Source organism: Limnoglobus sp. (assembly GCF_059499385.1).
The window spans coordinates 85,843-102,062 of record NZ_JCABYM010000144.1; the positions used below are offsets into that span (position 1 = coordinate 85,843).

The following is a 16,220-nucleotide window of genomic DNA, read 5'->3' on the forward strand; positions in this document are numbered from 1 at the left end:
GCTGGTAGGCCCACGGACGTTCGTCCGTGGGCTTTCGCCCATGACTACTCCACCGCCAGCCGCTCTACCTTCCACTGGCCCTGCTCCGGGGCGAGCGTCACCTTGACCGCGCCCGGCCCCTTCGCCGGCTTGAACGTGCAGACGGCCAACGTCAGCCCGTTCGCTTGCGTCTTCTGGCAGCCGTCGAACGCGGCCGGGCCCTTCAGCGCCGGCTTCGCCTTCACGAACGCCCGGAACGTGTCTTTCCCCTGAATCGACTTGAACTCGGCCGTCGTTGCCGCCCACGCCGCGTCCGGCTTCCCGGCCCGTACTTCATCGAGAAACGCCTCCGCGATCTTGCGGGCCGCGTCGTCCTCCAGCCGCGGCGGGCCGCCGGACAGCGCGAACCACGCCCCGACGCCGGCGGCGAGGAGCAGAATCACCGCCCCGGCCGGGAGCAGCCACCGGGGGCGGGCGGGGGCGTCAGTAGTCACCGATCGTCTCCCCGCCGGTCCGCGTGCCGAGCGCCCGCCACGTCGCCACGTCGATGGTCGGCCGCACCGCCCGGACCGACCCGTCCATCAGCAGCACGTTCACGACCCCGGCCGCGTGGTAGCTGCGGGCCGTGATCGCCGCGTACGTCGGCACGGTGATCGACTCGCCGTCCCGCATGGACGTGAAGTCGATGTCGTACTCGACGCCGCCGGTGCTGTACGGCACGCGGGTGTTCGGCGGAAACGTCGTGGTGAACCCGGTCTCGTGAACGTCGCCCTCGACCCACTCGGTGTGCCCGTTCTGGTCGAACGTGCCGCCGAAGTACGCGGCCAGGGCGGCCGGCGTCGCCGGCGGGGGCACGTTCGCCGCGGCCGGGTTCGACGAGTCCCACAGGTTCGGGTGGAACGCCTTGACCTCGGCGGCGGCCAGCGTGTTGCTCAGCCCGTCCCCGATGTCCGCGGCCCGCGCCTTGAGGTTCGGGGCGAACGCCCCGTCCCCCTGCCGGCCGTTCACCGGGTCGAACACGAACCACGTCCCCTCGTTGAAGCAGTAGTTGAGCGGGTAGTACGTGATCGTCGCCGTCGGCCGGTTGCGGTCGTTGACCTCGCTCGGGCAGAGGTACGTCGGGATGCGGAGTTCCGCCACGTCCGGCCGGGACAGGAAGTTGTTCGGGGCGGTGGCGAAGTCGATGAGCTTCGCGACGTTGTCCTGCTCCAGGTACGGCAGCAGCCGGGCGTGGGCCGACCACGGCTGCGAGAGCTGGCCCTTCGGCAGTTCCGCGGCCGGCGGGAAGTGCTGCACGGCCGACAGGTGGTTGTGCAGCGCGACGCCGAGTTGCTTCAGGTTGTTCGTGCATTTCGTCCGGGCGGCCGCCTCGCGGACCTTTTGCACGGCGGGCAGCAGCAGGCCAATCAGGATGGCGATGATGGCGATGACGACCAGCAGCTCGATCAGCGTGAACCCGCGGCGGGTGGGCAGAGACATAATCGAGTCCTCGAATGTGGCGAACGGCACGGCGTAAGCGTGCCGGTGTCCGCGCCCAGGCGCAATACCGGCACGCTTACGCCGTGCCGTTCGCCTTAGGCCAGCAGCGCCTTAATCACATTTGCCTTCTCCACGCCGGTCAGCCGCTGGTCGAGGCCCTGGTAGCGGTAGCTGAACTTCTCGTGGTCCAGCCCCAGCAGGTGCAGCACGGTCGCGTGCCAGTCGCGGAGGTGGCACGGGTCCTTCACGATGTTGTAGCTGAAGTCGTCCGTCTCGCCGTACACCGTGCCGCCCTTGATGCCGCCGCCGGCCATCCAGATCGTGAAGCACCGCGGGTGGTGGTCCCGGCCGTAGTTCGTCTTCGACAGCCCGCCCTGGCTGTAGATCGTCCGCCCGAACTCGCCGCCCCAAATCACGAGCGTGCTGTCCAGCATCCCCCGCTGCTTCAGGTCCTGGATCAGGGCGTGGCACGGCTGGTCCACGTCCTTCGCCTGGAACTGCATCCGCCCGGTCAGGTTGCCGTGGTGGTCCCAGTTGTTGTGGTACACCTGCACGAACCGCACGCCCTTCTCGACCAGCTTCCGGGCCATGAGCGCCGTGTTCGCGAAACTGCCGGGCTTCTTCACGTCCGGGCCGTACATCTCCAGCGTCTTCGCCGTCTCCTTGTTCAGGTCGGTCAGCTCCGGCACGCTCGACTGCATCCGGAACGCCATCTCGTACTGCGAAATCCGCGTCTGCGTCTCCGGGTCGTTGATCTTCTCGTGGTTCAGTTCGTTGAGCTTCTTGAGGCCGTCGAGCGTCTTGCGGCGGATTTCGGGCGAGACGCCGGGCGGGTTGTTGATGAACAGGATCGGGTCGCCCTTCGCGCGGAACGAGACGCCGGCGTGCTCGCCGGACAGGTAGCCGCTCTGCCAGAGGCGGGCGGAGATGGCCTGCACCTGGTCCTGGTTCGTCGGCGTCGCGACCATGACCACGAACGTCGGCAGGTTCTGGTTCAGGCTGCCGAGGCCGTAGCTCATCCACGCCCCGAGGCACGGCCGGCCGGTGACCTGGTTGCCGGTCTGGATGTACGTGATGGCCGGCTCGTGGTTGATCGCCTCCGTGTGCATCGACTTGATGAAGCACAGGTCGTCGGCCATCTTCGGCAGGTACTTCCAGACCTCACTCATCCACGCCCGGCCCTGGCCGTACTGCGCGAACTTGTAAACGGACGGCGCGATCGGGAACCGCGCCTGGCCGCTGGTCATGGTCGTGAGCCGCTGGCCGTTGCGGACGGACTCGGGCAGGTCCTTGTCGTAGAACTCCTGCATCTTCGGCTTGTAGTCGAACAGGTCCATCTGGGCCGGGCCGCCGACCATGTGCAGGTAGATGACGTTCTTGCACTTCGCCGGGAAGTGCGTCTCGGCGAGGGCGGCCCCGATGCCGGTCTTCGTGCCGCCGGGCTTGGCCGGGGCCGCGGCCCGCGCGCCGAGGGTGGCGAGGGCGGCGGTGCCGAGGCCGAACCCGGCGGACCGGAAGAACTGCCGGCGGGTCTCGTGGCGGACGTACTCGTGGAACAGCGACTCGTTCGCGAGGGCCTGGTCGAGCGGGTGCATGGTCAGTCCTTCTTGTCGGGCGTGTGGTGGAAGCCGATCCGCCGGTTCGGGTCCGGCGGGGGCGGGGGTTGCAGCATTTTGTGGAGGACTTGCGAGATCACCTTGATTTGGTCGTCGTGGAGCTTGACCGTCTCCGCGAGTTGTTGCAGTTGGGTGGCGAACTCGCCCGGCGTCGCGAGCAACCGACGGAGGCGAACGAACTCGCGGACGATTTCGATGTTGACGCGAACGGCCGTCCTGGACCGTAGGACGCTGGAAAGCATCGCGACGCCGTGTTCGGTGAACACGCGCGGCAGTTTTCGACGACCGCCGTGGCGTAAACTTGAAGTCGCAAATTGCGACTTCAAGTTTACAAACTCTTCCTGCGTAAGCTGATAGGCGAAGTCTTCAGGGAAACGTTCGAGGTTCCTCTCGACCTGCTCATTTAACCGCTTTGTCGGCACACCGTAAAGTTTAGCCAAGTCTTCGTCGAGCATAACTCGTTGTGAGCGAACGACATAGATCATAGCCGAGATCGTCTCGGAAGCTGCCAGAGAATCGACAGGCTTCTTGGGCATGATGCACCTGGACAATAACTTGAAGTCACATTTTATGACTTCAAGATTGTAAGTCATTACTGGTAAACAACTTGCAAACTTGATATCGCAAATTGCGATATCAAACCGACTCACTTGTTCAGCACCTCGTCGAGGTTCAGCACCTCGTTCGCCAGCATCGTCCAGGCGGCCAACTCCGCCGGCGGCAGCTTCGCGTCGGCCTTGCTCTCGCCGAACACAATCAGCTTCTTCGCCTCTTCCGGCTTCGCCGCGAACTCCTTCTTCAACTCCGCGATCGACTCCGTCACCACCGGCAGTTCCTTCTCGGTGAAGGACCGCGAGAGCAGCCGCTTCGCGATGAAGTCGATCCGCTCGGCGTCCGTCGCGCCGGCCTTCATCGCGTTCTCGGCCAGCACGCGGGCGGCCTCCACGAACTGCACGTCGTTGAGCGTCAAGAGCGCCTGCAGCGGCGTGTTGGTGCGTTCCCGCTTCACCACGCAGTACTCGCGGTTCGGGGCGTTCAGCACCTCCATCGACGCCGGCGGGGCGGCCCGCTTCCAGAACGTGTACAGGCTGCGGCGGTACAGGCTCTCGCCGGTGTCCCGCTTGTAGTCGCGGGTGTTGCTGCCGATCATCGCGACCGCCTCCCACACGCCGTCCGGCTGGTACGGCTTCACGCTCTTGCCGCCGAGCTTCCGCACCAGCAGCCCGCTCGCGGCGAGGGCGTAGTCCCGGACCATCTCGGCGTCCATACGGAACCGCGGGCCGCGGCTGAACCACTTGTTCGCCGGGTCCTTCTCCAGCTTCTCCGGCGTCGCGGCCGCGGACTGGCGGTACGTCGCGGACATGACCAGCATCTTGAAGAACCGCTTCACGTCCCAGTCGGACTGGAAGTTGAGCGCCAGCCAGTCCAGCAGTTCCGGGTGCGACGGCAACTCGCCGGTGATGCCGAAGTCCCCGGCCGTGCGGACGAGGCCCTGGCCGAAGAGTTCCTGCCAGAACCGGTTGACCGTCACGCGGCCGGTCAGCGGGTGGTCCGGCAGCAGCAGCCACTTCGCGAACCCGAGCCGGTTCTTCGGGAAGTCGGTCGGGAACGGCGGCAGCACCTTCGGCGTCGCCGGGCCGACCTTGTCCTTCCGCCGGTCGTACTCGCCGCGGACGAGGGTGAACGCTTCCGCCATGCCGGGCTTCTCGTTCCAGACGTGGGCGATCGTCCCGCGGGAGCGGATAGAAACTTCCTCTTGTTGCAGCTTCGCCACCTCCTTTTCCGCGTCCTGGAACGGCTTGTCGCTGGTGACGAGCCACCAGTCGTACACCTCGTTGACCTCCTGCGGCGTCCGCTTGTCGGCCGGCTTCGCCAGCAGGTCCGCGAGGCTCGTCCCCTTCGCCAGTTGACTCACCTCCACGTTCGTGACCGCCCGCGCGAAGATGCGGAGGTCGTGGACGCTGACCCCGGCGACGCGCGCGTCCGTGTGCCGCTGGCCGATCTTCAGCGGGACCGGCGTGCGGGTCGTGCTCTTGAGCGTGTCCGCTTCCACGTCCACCGGTTGCAGCACGCCGTCGATGTAGACCTTGATCCCGCTCGCCTTCGCGGACCCGTCGTAGGTGATGAACACGAACTGGTCCGTGTTCACCTTCAGCGGCGTCTTCGCCACCACCTTCACCGCGTCCTCGCTCCACGTGTTGATGACGTGCATCCCGACGCGGTCGGCCTGCACCCACACGTCCCACCCGCGGTGGCCGTTCGCCGGGTCCATCTTCGCGACGATCGCGCCGGTCGTGTTCCGCTTCGACAGCCGCACCCACGCCCCGACCGAGAACGGCTGGTTCGTGTCGAAGTCGCCCACGTCCTTCAGTTCGATGGCCGGGCCGCTCTGCAGGATCGTCAGCCCCTTCACGCCCTTCTTGCCGTTGCCCCAGACGTACCCGGCCGGGTCGAACGTCACGCTCTGTTCCTTGCCGTCGAGGGTGTACTTCACCGCCTTGTCCTTGCCCTCGTTGAACTTCGCGTGCAGGACCAGCTTCTCGGTCGAAACCTTCCCGCTCACCTCCTCCGGCTTGACGGCCGCCAGCCACTTGTCGAAGTCACCGCGGGCCGCCTTCTTCCGGGCATCGAGCTTCGCCTTCGCGGCCGCGATCTCCTTCGCGACCGCCTCGAACCGGGCGCGGTCTTCGACCTTCGGCACGCTCATGATCGGCGGCGTGTCCGGGATGTTGCCGTCCATCGCGGCCTGCGTCGTGTTGTTGAAGAACGCGGCCATGCTGTAGAAGTCTTTTTGCGTGATCGGGTCGAACTTGTGGTCGTGGCAGACGGCGCACCCGGCCGTCAGGCCCATGAACACCTGGTTGGCCGTCTCCGTCCGGTCGCGGTTGTACAGCACGAGGTACTCTTCCGCGATCGCGCCGCCCTCATTCGTCGTGATGTTGTTGCGGTTGAACCCGGTCGCCACCTTCTGGTCGATGGTCGCGTTCGGCAGCAGGTCGCCGGCCAGTTGGTCGATGGTGAACTGGTCGAACTTCTGGTTCCGGTTGAACGCGTTGATGACCCAGTCGCGGTAGCTCCACATCTCGCGGTAGTTGTCGAAGTGGATGCCGTGCGTGTCGGCGAACCGGGCGGCGTCCAGCCAGTACCGGCCGCGGTGCTCGCCCCAGTGCGGGGACCGCAGGAACTTGTCCACGAGCTTCTCGTAGGCGTTCGGCGCGTTGTCCTTCACGAACTCGTCCACGTCCGCCGGGTCGGGCGGCAGCCCGGTCAGGTCGAGCGACAGCCGCCGGGCGAGCGTCCGCTTGTCGGCCTCGGGGGCCATCGTCAGCCCGCGCTTCTCCAACTCCGCAATCACGAAGTTATCAACCGGATTTCTGACCTCTGACCTCTGACCTCCGACCTCTGGGATCGTCGGTTGCTTCGGCGTGATGAACGACCAGTGCGGCTGGTACTGCGCCCCTTGCTTGATCCACTTCTTGAGAATCTCGATCTGCTCCGGCTTCACGACTTTGTGCGACGCGAGCGGCGGCATCTTCCCCTTGTCGGTGTCGGGGAGGAGCATCCGCTGGATGAGCTTGCTGTCGTCCGGCTTCCCTTCTTCAAAGGCTTCGCGCTCGAGCGCGTCCTCGCGGAGGTCGAGCCGCAGCCGGCCCTTCCGGGCGGCGCTGTCCGGGCCGTGGCACGCGAAGCAGTTCTCGGAGATGATCGGCCGGATGTCGCGGTTGTATTCCAGCTTCTTCTCGTCGGCGGCCAGCGGCCCGGCCAACACGAGGAAGCCGGCCAGCGTCGCGACGGTTCGGGGGGAGAGCATCATCGGCGTCCCTTCTTCGGGGTGGGGGCTTTCGGTTCCTGCGGGCCGAACACGGCCCCGATCCAGTAGTTCTCGCCGGACGTAATGTGCGCGGCCATCGCGTCGGCGGCCGCGGCCGCATTTTCCGTCCGCAGGTGGTCCAACAGCAGCAGGTGCTCGACCGCTTCCGCGCCGAGCCGGGCGAACTCGTTCCGCGACGCGACGGCGACCCACGAGGCGTCGCGGTACGCCCGGAACAGCAACTTCAGCCGTTCGATCTCGCGGGCGAGCAGCCGGTTGCCGCACGCGGCGGCGATGGCGTCGTGTAGCACGCTATCGAGTGCCTTCGCTTTCTTCACGAGCGGCGGGCCGGGATGCCGGTCGATTTCCAGTTTCAACTCGCGAACGTCCGCGGCGAAGTCGGCCCACACGGTCGGCGACACGCGGCCGCAGGCGGTGCGGACGGCCTCGCACTCCATGACGCGGCGGACCTGGCAAACTTCCCGCACGTCCTGCTCGGTCATCCGGCGGACGACGGCCCCGCGGTTCGGCAGCAAGTCGATGACGCCGATCCCGGCGAGCGTGATGAGCGCCTCGCGGATCGGCGTCTGGCTGACGGCGTACCGGTCGGCCAGCTCCTGGCCGATCAGGTGCTGGCCGGCGGCGAGCGTGCCGGCGAACACGTCGGCGAGCATCGCCCGGACGAGGGCCTCGCGGCGGAGGCCGTGGTCGAATTTCGCGGAGCCGTTGCGGGGGTGCGTGGCGGACACGGGTTCGCGCGGTGGGGTGGGTACTGTGAAAGTTAACCGACGCTGTCGGGGGCGGCAAGACATTTTATACAATCGGGTCAGATAGCGGTGGGTTTGCCCACCGTGCGGTTTCGAGTCTTCGAGAAACCGCGTGGGCGTTCCTCCCGCGGTCGCGTATTACCCACTGCAGACAGTTCCCCCCTGGGCGGCAGCGCGTGCGGCCGTCGAAGACTCGGCCGCACGGTGGGCAAGCCCACCGCTATATGAGGTTCCCATGCCCCTCCCCAGCCGCCGTCAGGCCCTCGCGTCGGCCGCAGTCGTCGGCGCGGCGTCGCTCGCGACCGCCGCCGTCAAGAACGGCCGCGTCAAGCAGTCCGTTTGCTCGTGGTGTTTCACCGCCCGCGGCGAGAAGTGGTCGCTCGATAAAGTTTGCGAGGTCACCAAGTCCCTCGGCGCGCCGTCGGTCGAACTCCTCGACGCGAAGAATTTCCCCACGCTCAAGAAACACGGCCTCGTGTGCGCCATCACGTCGAACGGCATGGGCTTCCCCCGCGGGTTCAACAACCTCGCGCATCGCGACGAACTCGTCGCGAAGACGAAGGCCGCCATCGACGCGACGGCCGAGGCCAAGTTCCCGAACGTCATCGGGTTCGTCGGCATGAAGTGGAACAAGCCGGACGACCCGAAGTCCGGCGAAATCTCCCGCGACGCTGCGTTCAAGAATTGCGTGGACGGGCTGAAGCTCGTCGCCGGGCACGCGGAGAAGGCCGGCGTCACGATCTGCGTCGAGCACCTGAACAGCCGCGACGGGTCCGACCCGATGACCGGCCACCCCGGCTACCAGGGCGACGACCTCGACTGGGTCGTCAGCATCCTGAAGAAGGTCGGGTCGCCGCGGGTGAAGCTGCTGTTCGACATCTACCACGTCCAGATCATGCACGGCGACCTGATCCGGCGGATCGACGAGTGCAAGGAGTACATCGGCCACGTCCACACGGCCGGCAACCCCGGCCGCGGCGAGCTGGACGACCTGCAGGAGATCAACTACCCGGCGGTGATGAAGAAACTCGTCGCCGTGAAGTACGACGGGTACGTCGGGCAGGAGTTCATCCCGACGCGGAACCCGTTGGAGGGACTCAAGCAGGCGGTGACGGTTTGCGATGTTTGATTTCATATAGCCGCCGGCTTGCCGGCGGGGTTTTGGGGGTGCAAAACCCCGCCGGCAAGCCGGCAGCTATATAAATACTTTCGCCATTTTCTCCAGAACCCGGAGTAAACCCCGATGCGATCCTCTCTCCTGGCGTTGCTCATCGTCGCCAGCCCGCTCGCGGCTGCCGATTGGAAGCCCGCGCCGACGCCGCTCATGACGCGGTGGGGCAAGCAGGTCACTGCCGACAAGACGCCGTGGGCCGAGTACCCGCGGCCGCAACTCGTCCGCAAGGACTGGCAAAACCTCAACGGCCTGTGGGACTACGCCATCACGAACAAGGGCGACCCGCGACCGACGAAGTGGGACGGCAAAATCCTCGTGCCGTTCTGTGCCGAGTCGGCCCTCGGCGGCGTCGGCAAGCACCCGACGGAGAAGCAGGAACTCTGGTACCACCGGGCCATCGACGCCGCGGCGTGGGCCGGCAAGCGCGTCCTGCTGCACTTCGGGGCGGTCGATTGGGAGACGACCGCTTACGTCAACGGCAAGGAGGTCGGCACGCACAAGGGCGGGTTCGACCCGTTTAGCTTCGACATCACCGACGCGCTCAAGGGCGGCAAGGGCGAACTCGTGCTGAAGGTGTGGGACCCGACCGACAAGGGCAGCCAACCGCTCGGCAAGCAGCTCTCCAACCCGCACGGCATCTGGTACACGCCGGTCACCGGCATCTGGCAGACGGTCTGGATGGAACCCGTCGCCGACGGCAGCTTCGCCCGGATCAACGTCACCGCCGACATCGACGACCGCAGCGTCGCGTTCGCCCCGGAGTTCAACGGGACCCGCCGCAAGGACGACACGATCAAGGTGCGGGTCGCGGCCGGCGACAAAGGGCTGTTCACCAGCGAGGGAGCGAACGACTACACGAAGGCCCACTTCGACATGAAGGAGTTCACGCCGTGGACGCCGGACACGCCGCAGTTGTACACGGCCACGTTCACCCTCGTCCGCGGCGGGGCCGTCGTCGATGAGGTCAGCACGTACTTCGCCATGCGGAAGGTGTCGTTCGGCCCGGACACGGACGGCCACCTGCGGCTGCTCTTGAACAACAAGCCGCTGTTCCACATCGGGCCGCTCGACCAGGGGTGGTGGCCGGACGGCCTGCTCACACCGCCGTCGGAAGAGGCCATGCGGTACGACCTGGAAGTGCTGAAGAAGCTCGGCCTGAACATGGTCCGCAAGCACATCAAGATCGAGCCGGCCCGGTACTACTACGACTGCGACCGGATGGGCCTGCTCGTCTGGCAGGACATGCCGAGCGCCATCAACCGGACGAAGAAGCACTTCGTCCGGCCCGGCGCGCCGGAGGACGCGAACGACCAGTTCACGGACGCGGAGAAGAAGCAATTCCGGCACGAACTCAAGGCGATGATCGACCACCTGAAGTTCTTCCCGAGCATCTACTGCTGGGTCCCGTTCAACGAGGGCTGGGGCCAGCACGACACGAACGACATCCTGAAGTGGACGAAGGAGTACGACCCGACGCGGCTGGTGAACGGCCCGTCCGGGTGGGAGGACCGCGGGTACGGGGACATGAAGGACGCCCACATCTACCCCGGCCCCGGCATGTTCCCGACGATGAAGGACCGCGTCTCCGTCCTCGGCGAGTTCGGCGGCCTCGGGCTGCCGGTCAAGGACCACCTCTGGAAGGACCAGGGGAACTGGGGCTACCGCACCTACAAGACGACGGACGAACTCCGCACGAACTACCAGTCGCTGATGCGCCGCCTCCACCCGCTCATCGGCAAGGGGCTGGCCGCGGCCGTCTACACGCAGACGACGGACGTGGAGATCGAGGTCAACGGGTACATGACCTACGACCGCGAGGTCCTCAAGGTGGACGCGGGCGAGACGGCGAAGTGGCACAAGGCCCTCTTCGGCCCGCCGCCGGTGGTGAAAGAGTTGGTGCCCACGAGCGAGGCGGCGGCCCAGGAGTGGAAATACACGCTGACGAACCCCGGCGAGAACTGGGCGAAGCCGGACGCCGCCGGCGGCGAGTGGAAGGCCGGGAAGGGCGGGTTCGGCACGAAGATGACGCCCGGCTCGATTATCGGCACGGAATGGAACACGAAGGACATCTGGCTGCGGCGGAACTTCGAGCTGAAGCAGCTGCCGACGGGCGAGCCGTTCCTGCGGTTCCACTGCGACGAGGACGGCGAGGTCCACGTCAACGGCGTGCTGGCGGCGACGCTGCCCGGCTACACGACCGGGTACGCCGACGTGCCGATGCTGCCGGCCGCGGCGAAGGCGCTGAAGGTCGGGACGAACACGCTCGCGGTCAAGGCGAAGAACGCCGCCGGCGGGCAGTACATCGACGTGGGGCTGGTCGAGTTGATCGCGAAGTGAACGACGCAATCGGCGAACGGGTCGGCCTTCCGGGTGGAGGGCCGGCCGCGCTCGCCGGGCGGAGCGTTTTTTCGATCCCGACCGCGGGTCAGGCCGTCCTGATGGTGTTGCTCAGGCCGTCGAGTAGGCCGGGGCCGATCGGCAGCGGGTTCACGACCACCGGCGTCGGGGCCGGCGGCGGCGGCGGCGGGGGCAGCGGGACGCCGACCGTGGTCGAACCGTCCAGGCACGTCCGGTCTTCGAGCGGGGTGACGTAGAGTTGTAGGGCGTTGGGCATCGAATAACCTCAGAGTCCAATTCTGTCTGCGACGAGCTAAGGGGCGAGGGTCGAGTACATAGTCACCGCAGGAGCAATCGTTACAACCCTCGCACACTCCCTACCACGCGATTCCGCCGCGGGTCGGGCCGGCCGCGGGTAAAAGCATCGGATTTCCCGATTATGGCCGGGCGCGATGCAACGGAAGGCTAACACCCTGTGAACCCCGAAAACTCCCGCCAACAACCCGCCCGCGATGTTATCGCGTTCTTAGCGAAGCCCGAATAGTAACGCCCGGTCGGTCGTAATAGGAAACAACGGATCGAATCTCACCCCTTCCTCACAAGTTGCCCCGTTCCGCGGCGTCTCTTTGGGCTAGATTTGGCGCGGTCCACTTGCCCCGCCGAGAGGTATCCCGGTGTCGTCGCCCACGTCGGCCGGTCAGTCGTCTAACGACTGCCCGACCTCCCGCATCGTCCCGCCCCCGGACACCCGGTCCGTCGCGTCGGCCGAGGGGGATGCGCCCACCGCGAACTTCAACAAGCGGCCGCGGCTCACCTCCCAGGTCGTCGTCCCGCCGCCGCGGGACACGGCCGTGCCGCCCGACGGCCCGCTCGACACGGCCCCCCAGCCGAAGGTGGCGGCCGAGGCGGCGAAGGTCGCCGAGGCGTTCCTCGCCATGCCGCGGCCGGGAGAAACGGCCTACGGGTTCCAGATCGTCCGGGAGATCGGCAGCGGCGGGTTCGGCCGCGTATTCCTCGCCACCCAGGCCACCCTCGCCGGCCGGTTCGTCGTGCTGAAGGTGTCCGCCGACCTCGCCGGCGAGTCGCGGGCGCTGGCGAAGCTGCAGCACACGAACATCGTCCCCGTCTACTCCGTCCACAAGGCCGGGCCGCTCCAGGCCGTGTGCATGCCGTACTTCGGCACGACCACGCTCCAGAACATCCTCCGCAAGTACCGGGAGAGTGACGCCGTCCCGCCGACGGGGAAGGCGTTCGTCGAGACGTTCCGCTACCTGAACGCGGCCCGACAGACGGTCTGCGACGAAGGCCCGCCGGAACCGCCCCCGGACCCGGCGACGGACGCCGTGTTCTCGCTGCTCGCCGCCGGCAGCTACGTCCGGGCCGTCGTCTGGTTGGCCGTCCGGCTGACCGACGGCATGGCCCACGCCCACGACCGCGGCATCATTCACCGGGACATCAAGCCGGCGAACATCCTGCTGACCGACGACGGCCAGCCGATGCTCTTGGACTTCGGCGTTTCCGAGGAGATCGTCCGCCGCGCCGCGGTGCCGAGTCCGACGCTCGGCGGCACGCTCGCGTACATGGCCCCGGAGCACCTCCGCGAGGTCCTCACCGGCGTCCCGGCCGCCGACGCCCGTAGCGACATCTACGCCCTCGGCATCGTGTTGTACGAGCTGCTCACCGGCCGCTACCCGTTCCGGATGCCGGACGAGTCGGGGCTGGACGAGGTCGAGCGGCTGATCGCCGAGCGGCGGACCGGCCTCGCGCACGCGATGCGGGATTGCAACCGCGACGTGTCGCCGGGGCTGGAGTCGATCGTCCGGAAGTGCCTGGCGTTCGACCCGGCCGCCCGCTACCAGTCGGCGGCCGACCTGCGGGACGACCTGACCCGGTACTTGAACGACCAGCCGTTGAAGTTCGCCCCGGAGCGGTCGCTGCGGGAGCGGGCGCAGAAGTGGTCCCGCCGCCACCCGTTCCTCACGTCCTCGACGGTGCTCGGCGGCGTCCTGGCCGTGCTCCTCCTCGTCGCCGGGGCCGGGTTCTGGGCGAACTCCGCGCGGCTGGCCCGGCTGGAGGCGGAACAAACGTTCCGCGCGTTCCGGGACGAGGCGTCGGCCGCCCGGCAGTTGCTGTACGCGAACCCGGACGCCCCCGGCGTGCTGGACAACGGGCTGCGGCAGGGGTACGCGGCGCTCTCCCGGTACGACCCGGCGGCGTTCGACTGGGACCGCCGGCCGACCGTCGCCCACCTGACGGCCGACGAGCGGGCGGAGCTGCGGCGGGAACTCGTGGACCTGTACCTGATGCTCGCCCGCGGCCTGTGGTTGCGGGCGGGGGCCGCGACGCCGCCGGACGCGGGGAAGTACGAGACGGCGCTGAGTTACAACCTCCGGGCCGGGGACCTGGCCGGGGACGACGCGCCGCGGATGCTGTACGTCCAGCGGCAGTCGATGTACAAGGAACTCGGCCGGGCCGCCGAGGCCGCGGCGGCCGGGAAGGCGGCCGAGCCGATCCCGCCGAAGTCGGCCCGCGACTTCTACTTCGCCGCCGCCGTCGAGCAGGACGCCGAGCGGTTCCCGCAGGCGATCAAGTTCTACCAGCAGGCCCAGGCGATGGACCCGAAGGCCGTGTGGGCGTACTTCGGGGAGGGCGTCTGCCGGATCAAGCAGAAGGAGTGGGTCGCCGCCCGCGGGTGCTTCACCAGCGTGCTGGCCCTCGACCCGACGAGCGCGTTCGCGCAGTTCAACCGCGGGCTGGCGTGCCTCCGCATGGGCGACCCGGAGGCGGCCGTAAAGGACTTCGACGCCGTCGTCGCGGCGAAGCCGGACTTCGCCGACGCCTACCTGTTCCGGGGCGAGGCCCAGTTCGCCCTGAAGGAGTTCGCGGCCGCCCTGGCGGACGTGGACGCGGCCGTCGGCCGCGGCGCGGACCTGACGATCGCGCTGCCCCTGCGGGCGAAGCTCCGGCGGGTGACCGGCGACCTCGTCGGCGCGGACGCGGACACGTTCGCCCCGACGAACGCGGACGGGTGGATCCACCGCGGCCTGGACAAGCTCGCGACGGACAAGGCGGGGGCGCTGGCGGCGTTCGAGAAGGCGGTGGCGGTGGACCCGAAGTCGGCGAAGGCCCGCGTCTACCAGGCGCACGTCCTGGGCCAGACCGGCCGGGAGGCGGACTGCGTGGCGGCGCTGACGGCGGCGCTGGAGTTGGACCCGCGGAACTTCTCGGCGCTCGCCGCCCGCGGCGTGATGCGGGGCCGGCTGAAGGAGTACAAGCTCGCCCTCGCCGACGCGCGGGCGGCGCTCGACATGAGCTTCGCGCCGCTGACCGTTTATCAGGTCGCGTGCGTCTACGCCCACGCCTCGAAGGAGGACGCGGCGTACCGGGCGGAGGCGATCACGCTGTTGGGCATCGCCCTCCGCGGCGGGTTCGGGCACGCCCACCTGGCGGGGGACCGCGACCTGGAACCGATCCGCCGGACGCCGGAGTTCGAGGCGCTAGCCGCGAAGGCCCGCCGCGACCGCCCGGCGGCGAAGGATTGACCGCCGCCCGGCCGGGCGTGGTAGAATCACCCTCACGGGGGTTCCTGCCATGCCGATTCACGACTGGACGCGGGTGGACGCGGGTGTCTTTCACGGGTTCCACCTGCGTTGGATCGCACACATCACGGAGCGGCTAAACACCGGCGGGCTGCCGAAGAACTATTACGCGGACGCGGAACAGCACGCCGAGAAGAAAGAAGCCGACGTTCTGGCACTCCACGCCTCGGACGCGAACGACCCGCGCCCCCTCCCGAAGCCCGACCCGTCCGACGGCGGGCCGGTCGCATTGCTCGCGCAATCGTCCCTGGCCGGGCTTACCGCGAAGAAGGTGACGAGGCCAAAGCCGCGGCAACGGCGGGTCGCCATTCGCCACGTCTCCGGACATCGTGTCGTCGCGTTCTTGGAGATCGTCTCGCCGGGGAACAAGGACCGCCGGCGGCACGCGGTCGATTTCGCCACGAAGCTCCAACTCGCCATCGAGTCCGGCGTTCACGTCACGACCATCGACTTGTTCCCTCCGACCCGGTCCGCGCCGCGGGGCCTGCACAACGAAATCTGGCGAGCGTTCGACCGCGATCTGGTGACCGCCCCGGCCGGCCGGCCGCTCGCGCTGGCGGCGTTCGTGGCGAAGCGGCGGCCGCAAGTCTTCTTCGACTTCCGCGCCGTCGGGGACGAGCTGCCGACGTTCCCCATCGCCCTGGACGGCAAACGCGGTGCGATGTTGCCGTTGGCCGAGACGTACGCCGCCGCGTTCGCCGGCAGCCCGCCGTATCTACGCGAACTCTTGAGCACGCCGGCCTGACGCATGTTCGCCACCACCCGCTGGAGCCTGATCGCCGCCGCCGCGGACGCCGACGCCCCGGACGCGAAGGCCGCCCTCGCCGACCTGTGCGCCGCGTACTGGTTCCCGGTGTACGCCTACGTCCGCCGCCGCGGGCACGACCGGCACGCCGCCGAGGACCTCACGCAGGCGTTCTTCGCCCGGCTGCTGGAGAAGAACGACCTCGCCGCCGCCGACCGCACCCGCGGCCGGTTCCGGTCGTTCCTGCTCGCCGCCTGCCAACACTTCCTGGCGAACCAGCACGACTTCGAGAACGCCCAGAAGCGCGGCGGGGACGTGTCGAAGCTGTCCCTCGACTTCGACTCGGCGGAAGGGAAGTTCAGCCGCGAGCCGGCGGCGTCGCACGACTCGGCGGAGCGGCTGTTCGAGCGGCGGTGGGCGCTGGAGTTACTCGACCGGGCGCTCACGGAGTTGCGGCGGGAGTACGTCGAGACGGACCGCGAGAAGCTGTTCGAGATGCTGAAACCGACGCTCTCCGGCGACGCGACGCGGTACGAGGAACTCGGCGACCGGCTGGGGATGACCGTCGGGGCCGTGAAGGTCGCGATCCACCGGTTGCGGCAGCGGTACCGGGACCGCGTCCGGGACGTGATCGGCCGCACCGTCGCGGACCCGGCCGACGTCGACGCGGAGGTCCGCGACCTTTTTTCCGCTTTAGGGTGAAATTGCCTGTA

12 protein-coding genes and 1 pseudogene are annotated in these 16,220 nt (G+C 67.9%); 5 read left to right on the forward strand and 8 right to left on the reverse strand.

The features are described 5' to 3' along the window. Positions 1 to 44: 44 nt before the first annotated feature. The 7 genes and pseudogenes from AC5JJ2_RS25540 to AC5JJ2_RS25570 form a co-directional block, all read right to left on the reverse strand. On the reverse strand, positions 45 to 473 hold the full coding sequence (locus AC5JJ2_RS25540; protein ID WP_495860877.1) for a hypothetical protein: 429 nt from the start codon (positions 471 to 473) through the stop codon (positions 45 to 47). Further along, positions 463 to 1,458, reverse strand: a complete 996-nt coding sequence (locus tag AC5JJ2_RS25545; protein WP_495860878.1) for a DUF1559 domain-containing protein — start codon at positions 1,456 to 1,458, stop codon at positions 463 to 465. Before AC5JJ2_RS25545 ends, AC5JJ2_RS25540 begins: the two co-directional genes overlap by 11 nt. 95 nt (positions 1,459 to 1,553) lie before the next feature. Continuing rightward, positions 1,554 to 3,053, reverse strand: coding sequence for a DUF1501 domain-containing protein (locus tag AC5JJ2_RS25550; RefSeq protein WP_495860879.1), 1,500 nt, complete (start codon positions 3,051 to 3,053; stop codon positions 1,554 to 1,556). Between the two features lie 2 nt (positions 3,054 to 3,055). Next, positions 3,056 to 3,340, reverse strand: a complete 285-nt coding sequence (locus AC5JJ2_RS25555; protein WP_495860944.1) for a hypothetical protein — start codon at positions 3,338 to 3,340, stop codon at positions 3,056 to 3,058. Between the two features lie 21 nt (positions 3,341 to 3,361). Beyond that, positions 3,362 to 3,667: pseudogene (locus AC5JJ2_RS25560) on the reverse strand (ORF6N domain-containing protein); the annotation flags it as partial. A 53-nt stretch (positions 3,668 to 3,720) separates the two neighbouring features. Then, entirely contained in the window at positions 3,721 to 6,885 is a 3,165-nt protein-coding gene (locus tag AC5JJ2_RS25565; RefSeq protein WP_495860880.1) for a DUF1553 domain-containing protein, read from the reverse strand. Further along, a complete protein-coding gene (locus AC5JJ2_RS25570; RefSeq protein WP_495860881.1) occupies positions 6,885 to 7,634 on the reverse strand; it encodes a GntR family transcriptional regulator in 750 nt (249 codons plus the stop codon). Before AC5JJ2_RS25570 ends, AC5JJ2_RS25565 begins: the two co-directional genes overlap by 1 nt. A 253-nt stretch (positions 7,635 to 7,887) precedes the next feature. Here AC5JJ2_RS25570 and AC5JJ2_RS25575 point away from each other — a divergent pair, with 253 nt between their 5' ends. Both AC5JJ2_RS25575 and AC5JJ2_RS25580 read left to right on the forward strand, forming a co-directional pair. Next, the gene (locus AC5JJ2_RS25575; RefSeq protein ID WP_495860882.1) at positions 7,888 to 8,781 is read left to right on the forward strand and encodes a hydroxypyruvate isomerase family protein; all 894 of its coding nucleotides are present in this window, start codon (positions 7,888 to 7,890) and stop codon (positions 8,779 to 8,781) included. Between the two features lie 114 nt (positions 8,782 to 8,895). Next, on the forward strand, positions 8,896 to 11,163 hold the full coding sequence (locus AC5JJ2_RS25580; protein WP_495860883.1) for a glycoside hydrolase family 2 protein: 2,268 nt from the start codon (positions 8,896 to 8,898) through the stop codon (positions 11,161 to 11,163). 88 nt (positions 11,164 to 11,251) lie between these two features. Here the strand turns inward: AC5JJ2_RS25580 and AC5JJ2_RS25585 are convergent, their stop codons facing one another. After that, a complete protein-coding gene (locus AC5JJ2_RS25585; protein ID WP_495860884.1) occupies positions 11,252 to 11,440 on the reverse strand; it encodes a hypothetical protein in 189 nt (62 codons plus the stop codon). Positions 11,441 to 11,837: 397 nt separating this feature from the next. Here AC5JJ2_RS25585 and AC5JJ2_RS25590 point away from each other — a divergent pair, with 397 nt between their 5' ends. From AC5JJ2_RS25590 to AC5JJ2_RS25600, 3 genes are read left to right on the forward strand one after another with little or no spacing between them, the layout of a single operon-like run. Next, entirely contained in the window at positions 11,838 to 14,705 is a 2,868-nt protein-coding gene (locus AC5JJ2_RS25590; RefSeq protein ID WP_495860885.1) for a protein kinase domain-containing protein, read from the forward strand. Positions 14,706 to 14,754: 49 nt separating this feature from the next. Further along, the gene (locus tag AC5JJ2_RS25595; RefSeq protein ID WP_495860886.1) at positions 14,755 to 15,507 is read left to right on the forward strand and encodes a DUF4058 family protein; all 753 of its coding nucleotides are present in this window, start codon (positions 14,755 to 14,757) and stop codon (positions 15,505 to 15,507) included. A gap of 3 nt (positions 15,508 to 15,510) precedes the next feature. Further along, complete coding sequence (locus AC5JJ2_RS25600; RefSeq protein ID WP_495860887.1) at positions 15,511 to 16,209, forward strand: RNA polymerase sigma factor; 699 nt, start codon at positions 15,511 to 15,513, stop codon at positions 16,207 to 16,209. Positions 16,210 to 16,220 lie beyond the last annotated feature (11 nt).

What these genes read in the sequence shown, in the direction of transcription:
- AC5JJ2_RS25550 (WP_495860879.1), bottom strand. Translation starts at nt 3,053, where the DNA reads ATGCACCCGCTCGACCAGGCCCTCGCGAACGAGTCGCTGTTCCACGAG.
- AC5JJ2_RS25565 (WP_495860880.1), bottom strand. Translation starts at nt 6,885, where the DNA reads ATGCTCTCCCCCCGAACCGTCGCGACGCTGGCCGGCTTCCTCGTGTTG.
- AC5JJ2_RS25575 (WP_495860882.1), top strand. Translation starts at nt 7,888, where the DNA reads ATGCCCCTCCCCAGCCGCCGTCAGGCCCTCGCGTCGGCCGCAGTCGTC.
- AC5JJ2_RS25580 (WP_495860883.1), top strand. Translation starts at nt 8,896, where the DNA reads ATGCGATCCTCTCTCCTGGCGTTGCTCATCGTCGCCAGCCCGCTCGCG.
- AC5JJ2_RS25600 (WP_495860887.1), top strand. Translation starts at nt 15,511, where the DNA reads ATGTTCGCCACCACCCGCTGGAGCCTGATCGCCGCCGCCGCGGACGCC.
- AC5JJ2_RS25595 (WP_495860886.1), top strand. Translation starts at nt 14,755, where the DNA reads ATGCCGATTCACGACTGGACGCGGGTGGACGCGGGTGTCTTTCACGGG.
- AC5JJ2_RS25585 (WP_495860884.1), bottom strand. Translation starts at nt 11,440, where the DNA reads ATGCCCAACGCCCTACAACTCTACGTCACCCCGCTCGAAGACCGGACG.
- AC5JJ2_RS25545 (WP_495860878.1), bottom strand. Translation starts at nt 1,458, where the DNA reads ATGTCTCTGCCCACCCGCCGCGGGTTCACGCTGATCGAGCTGCTGGTC.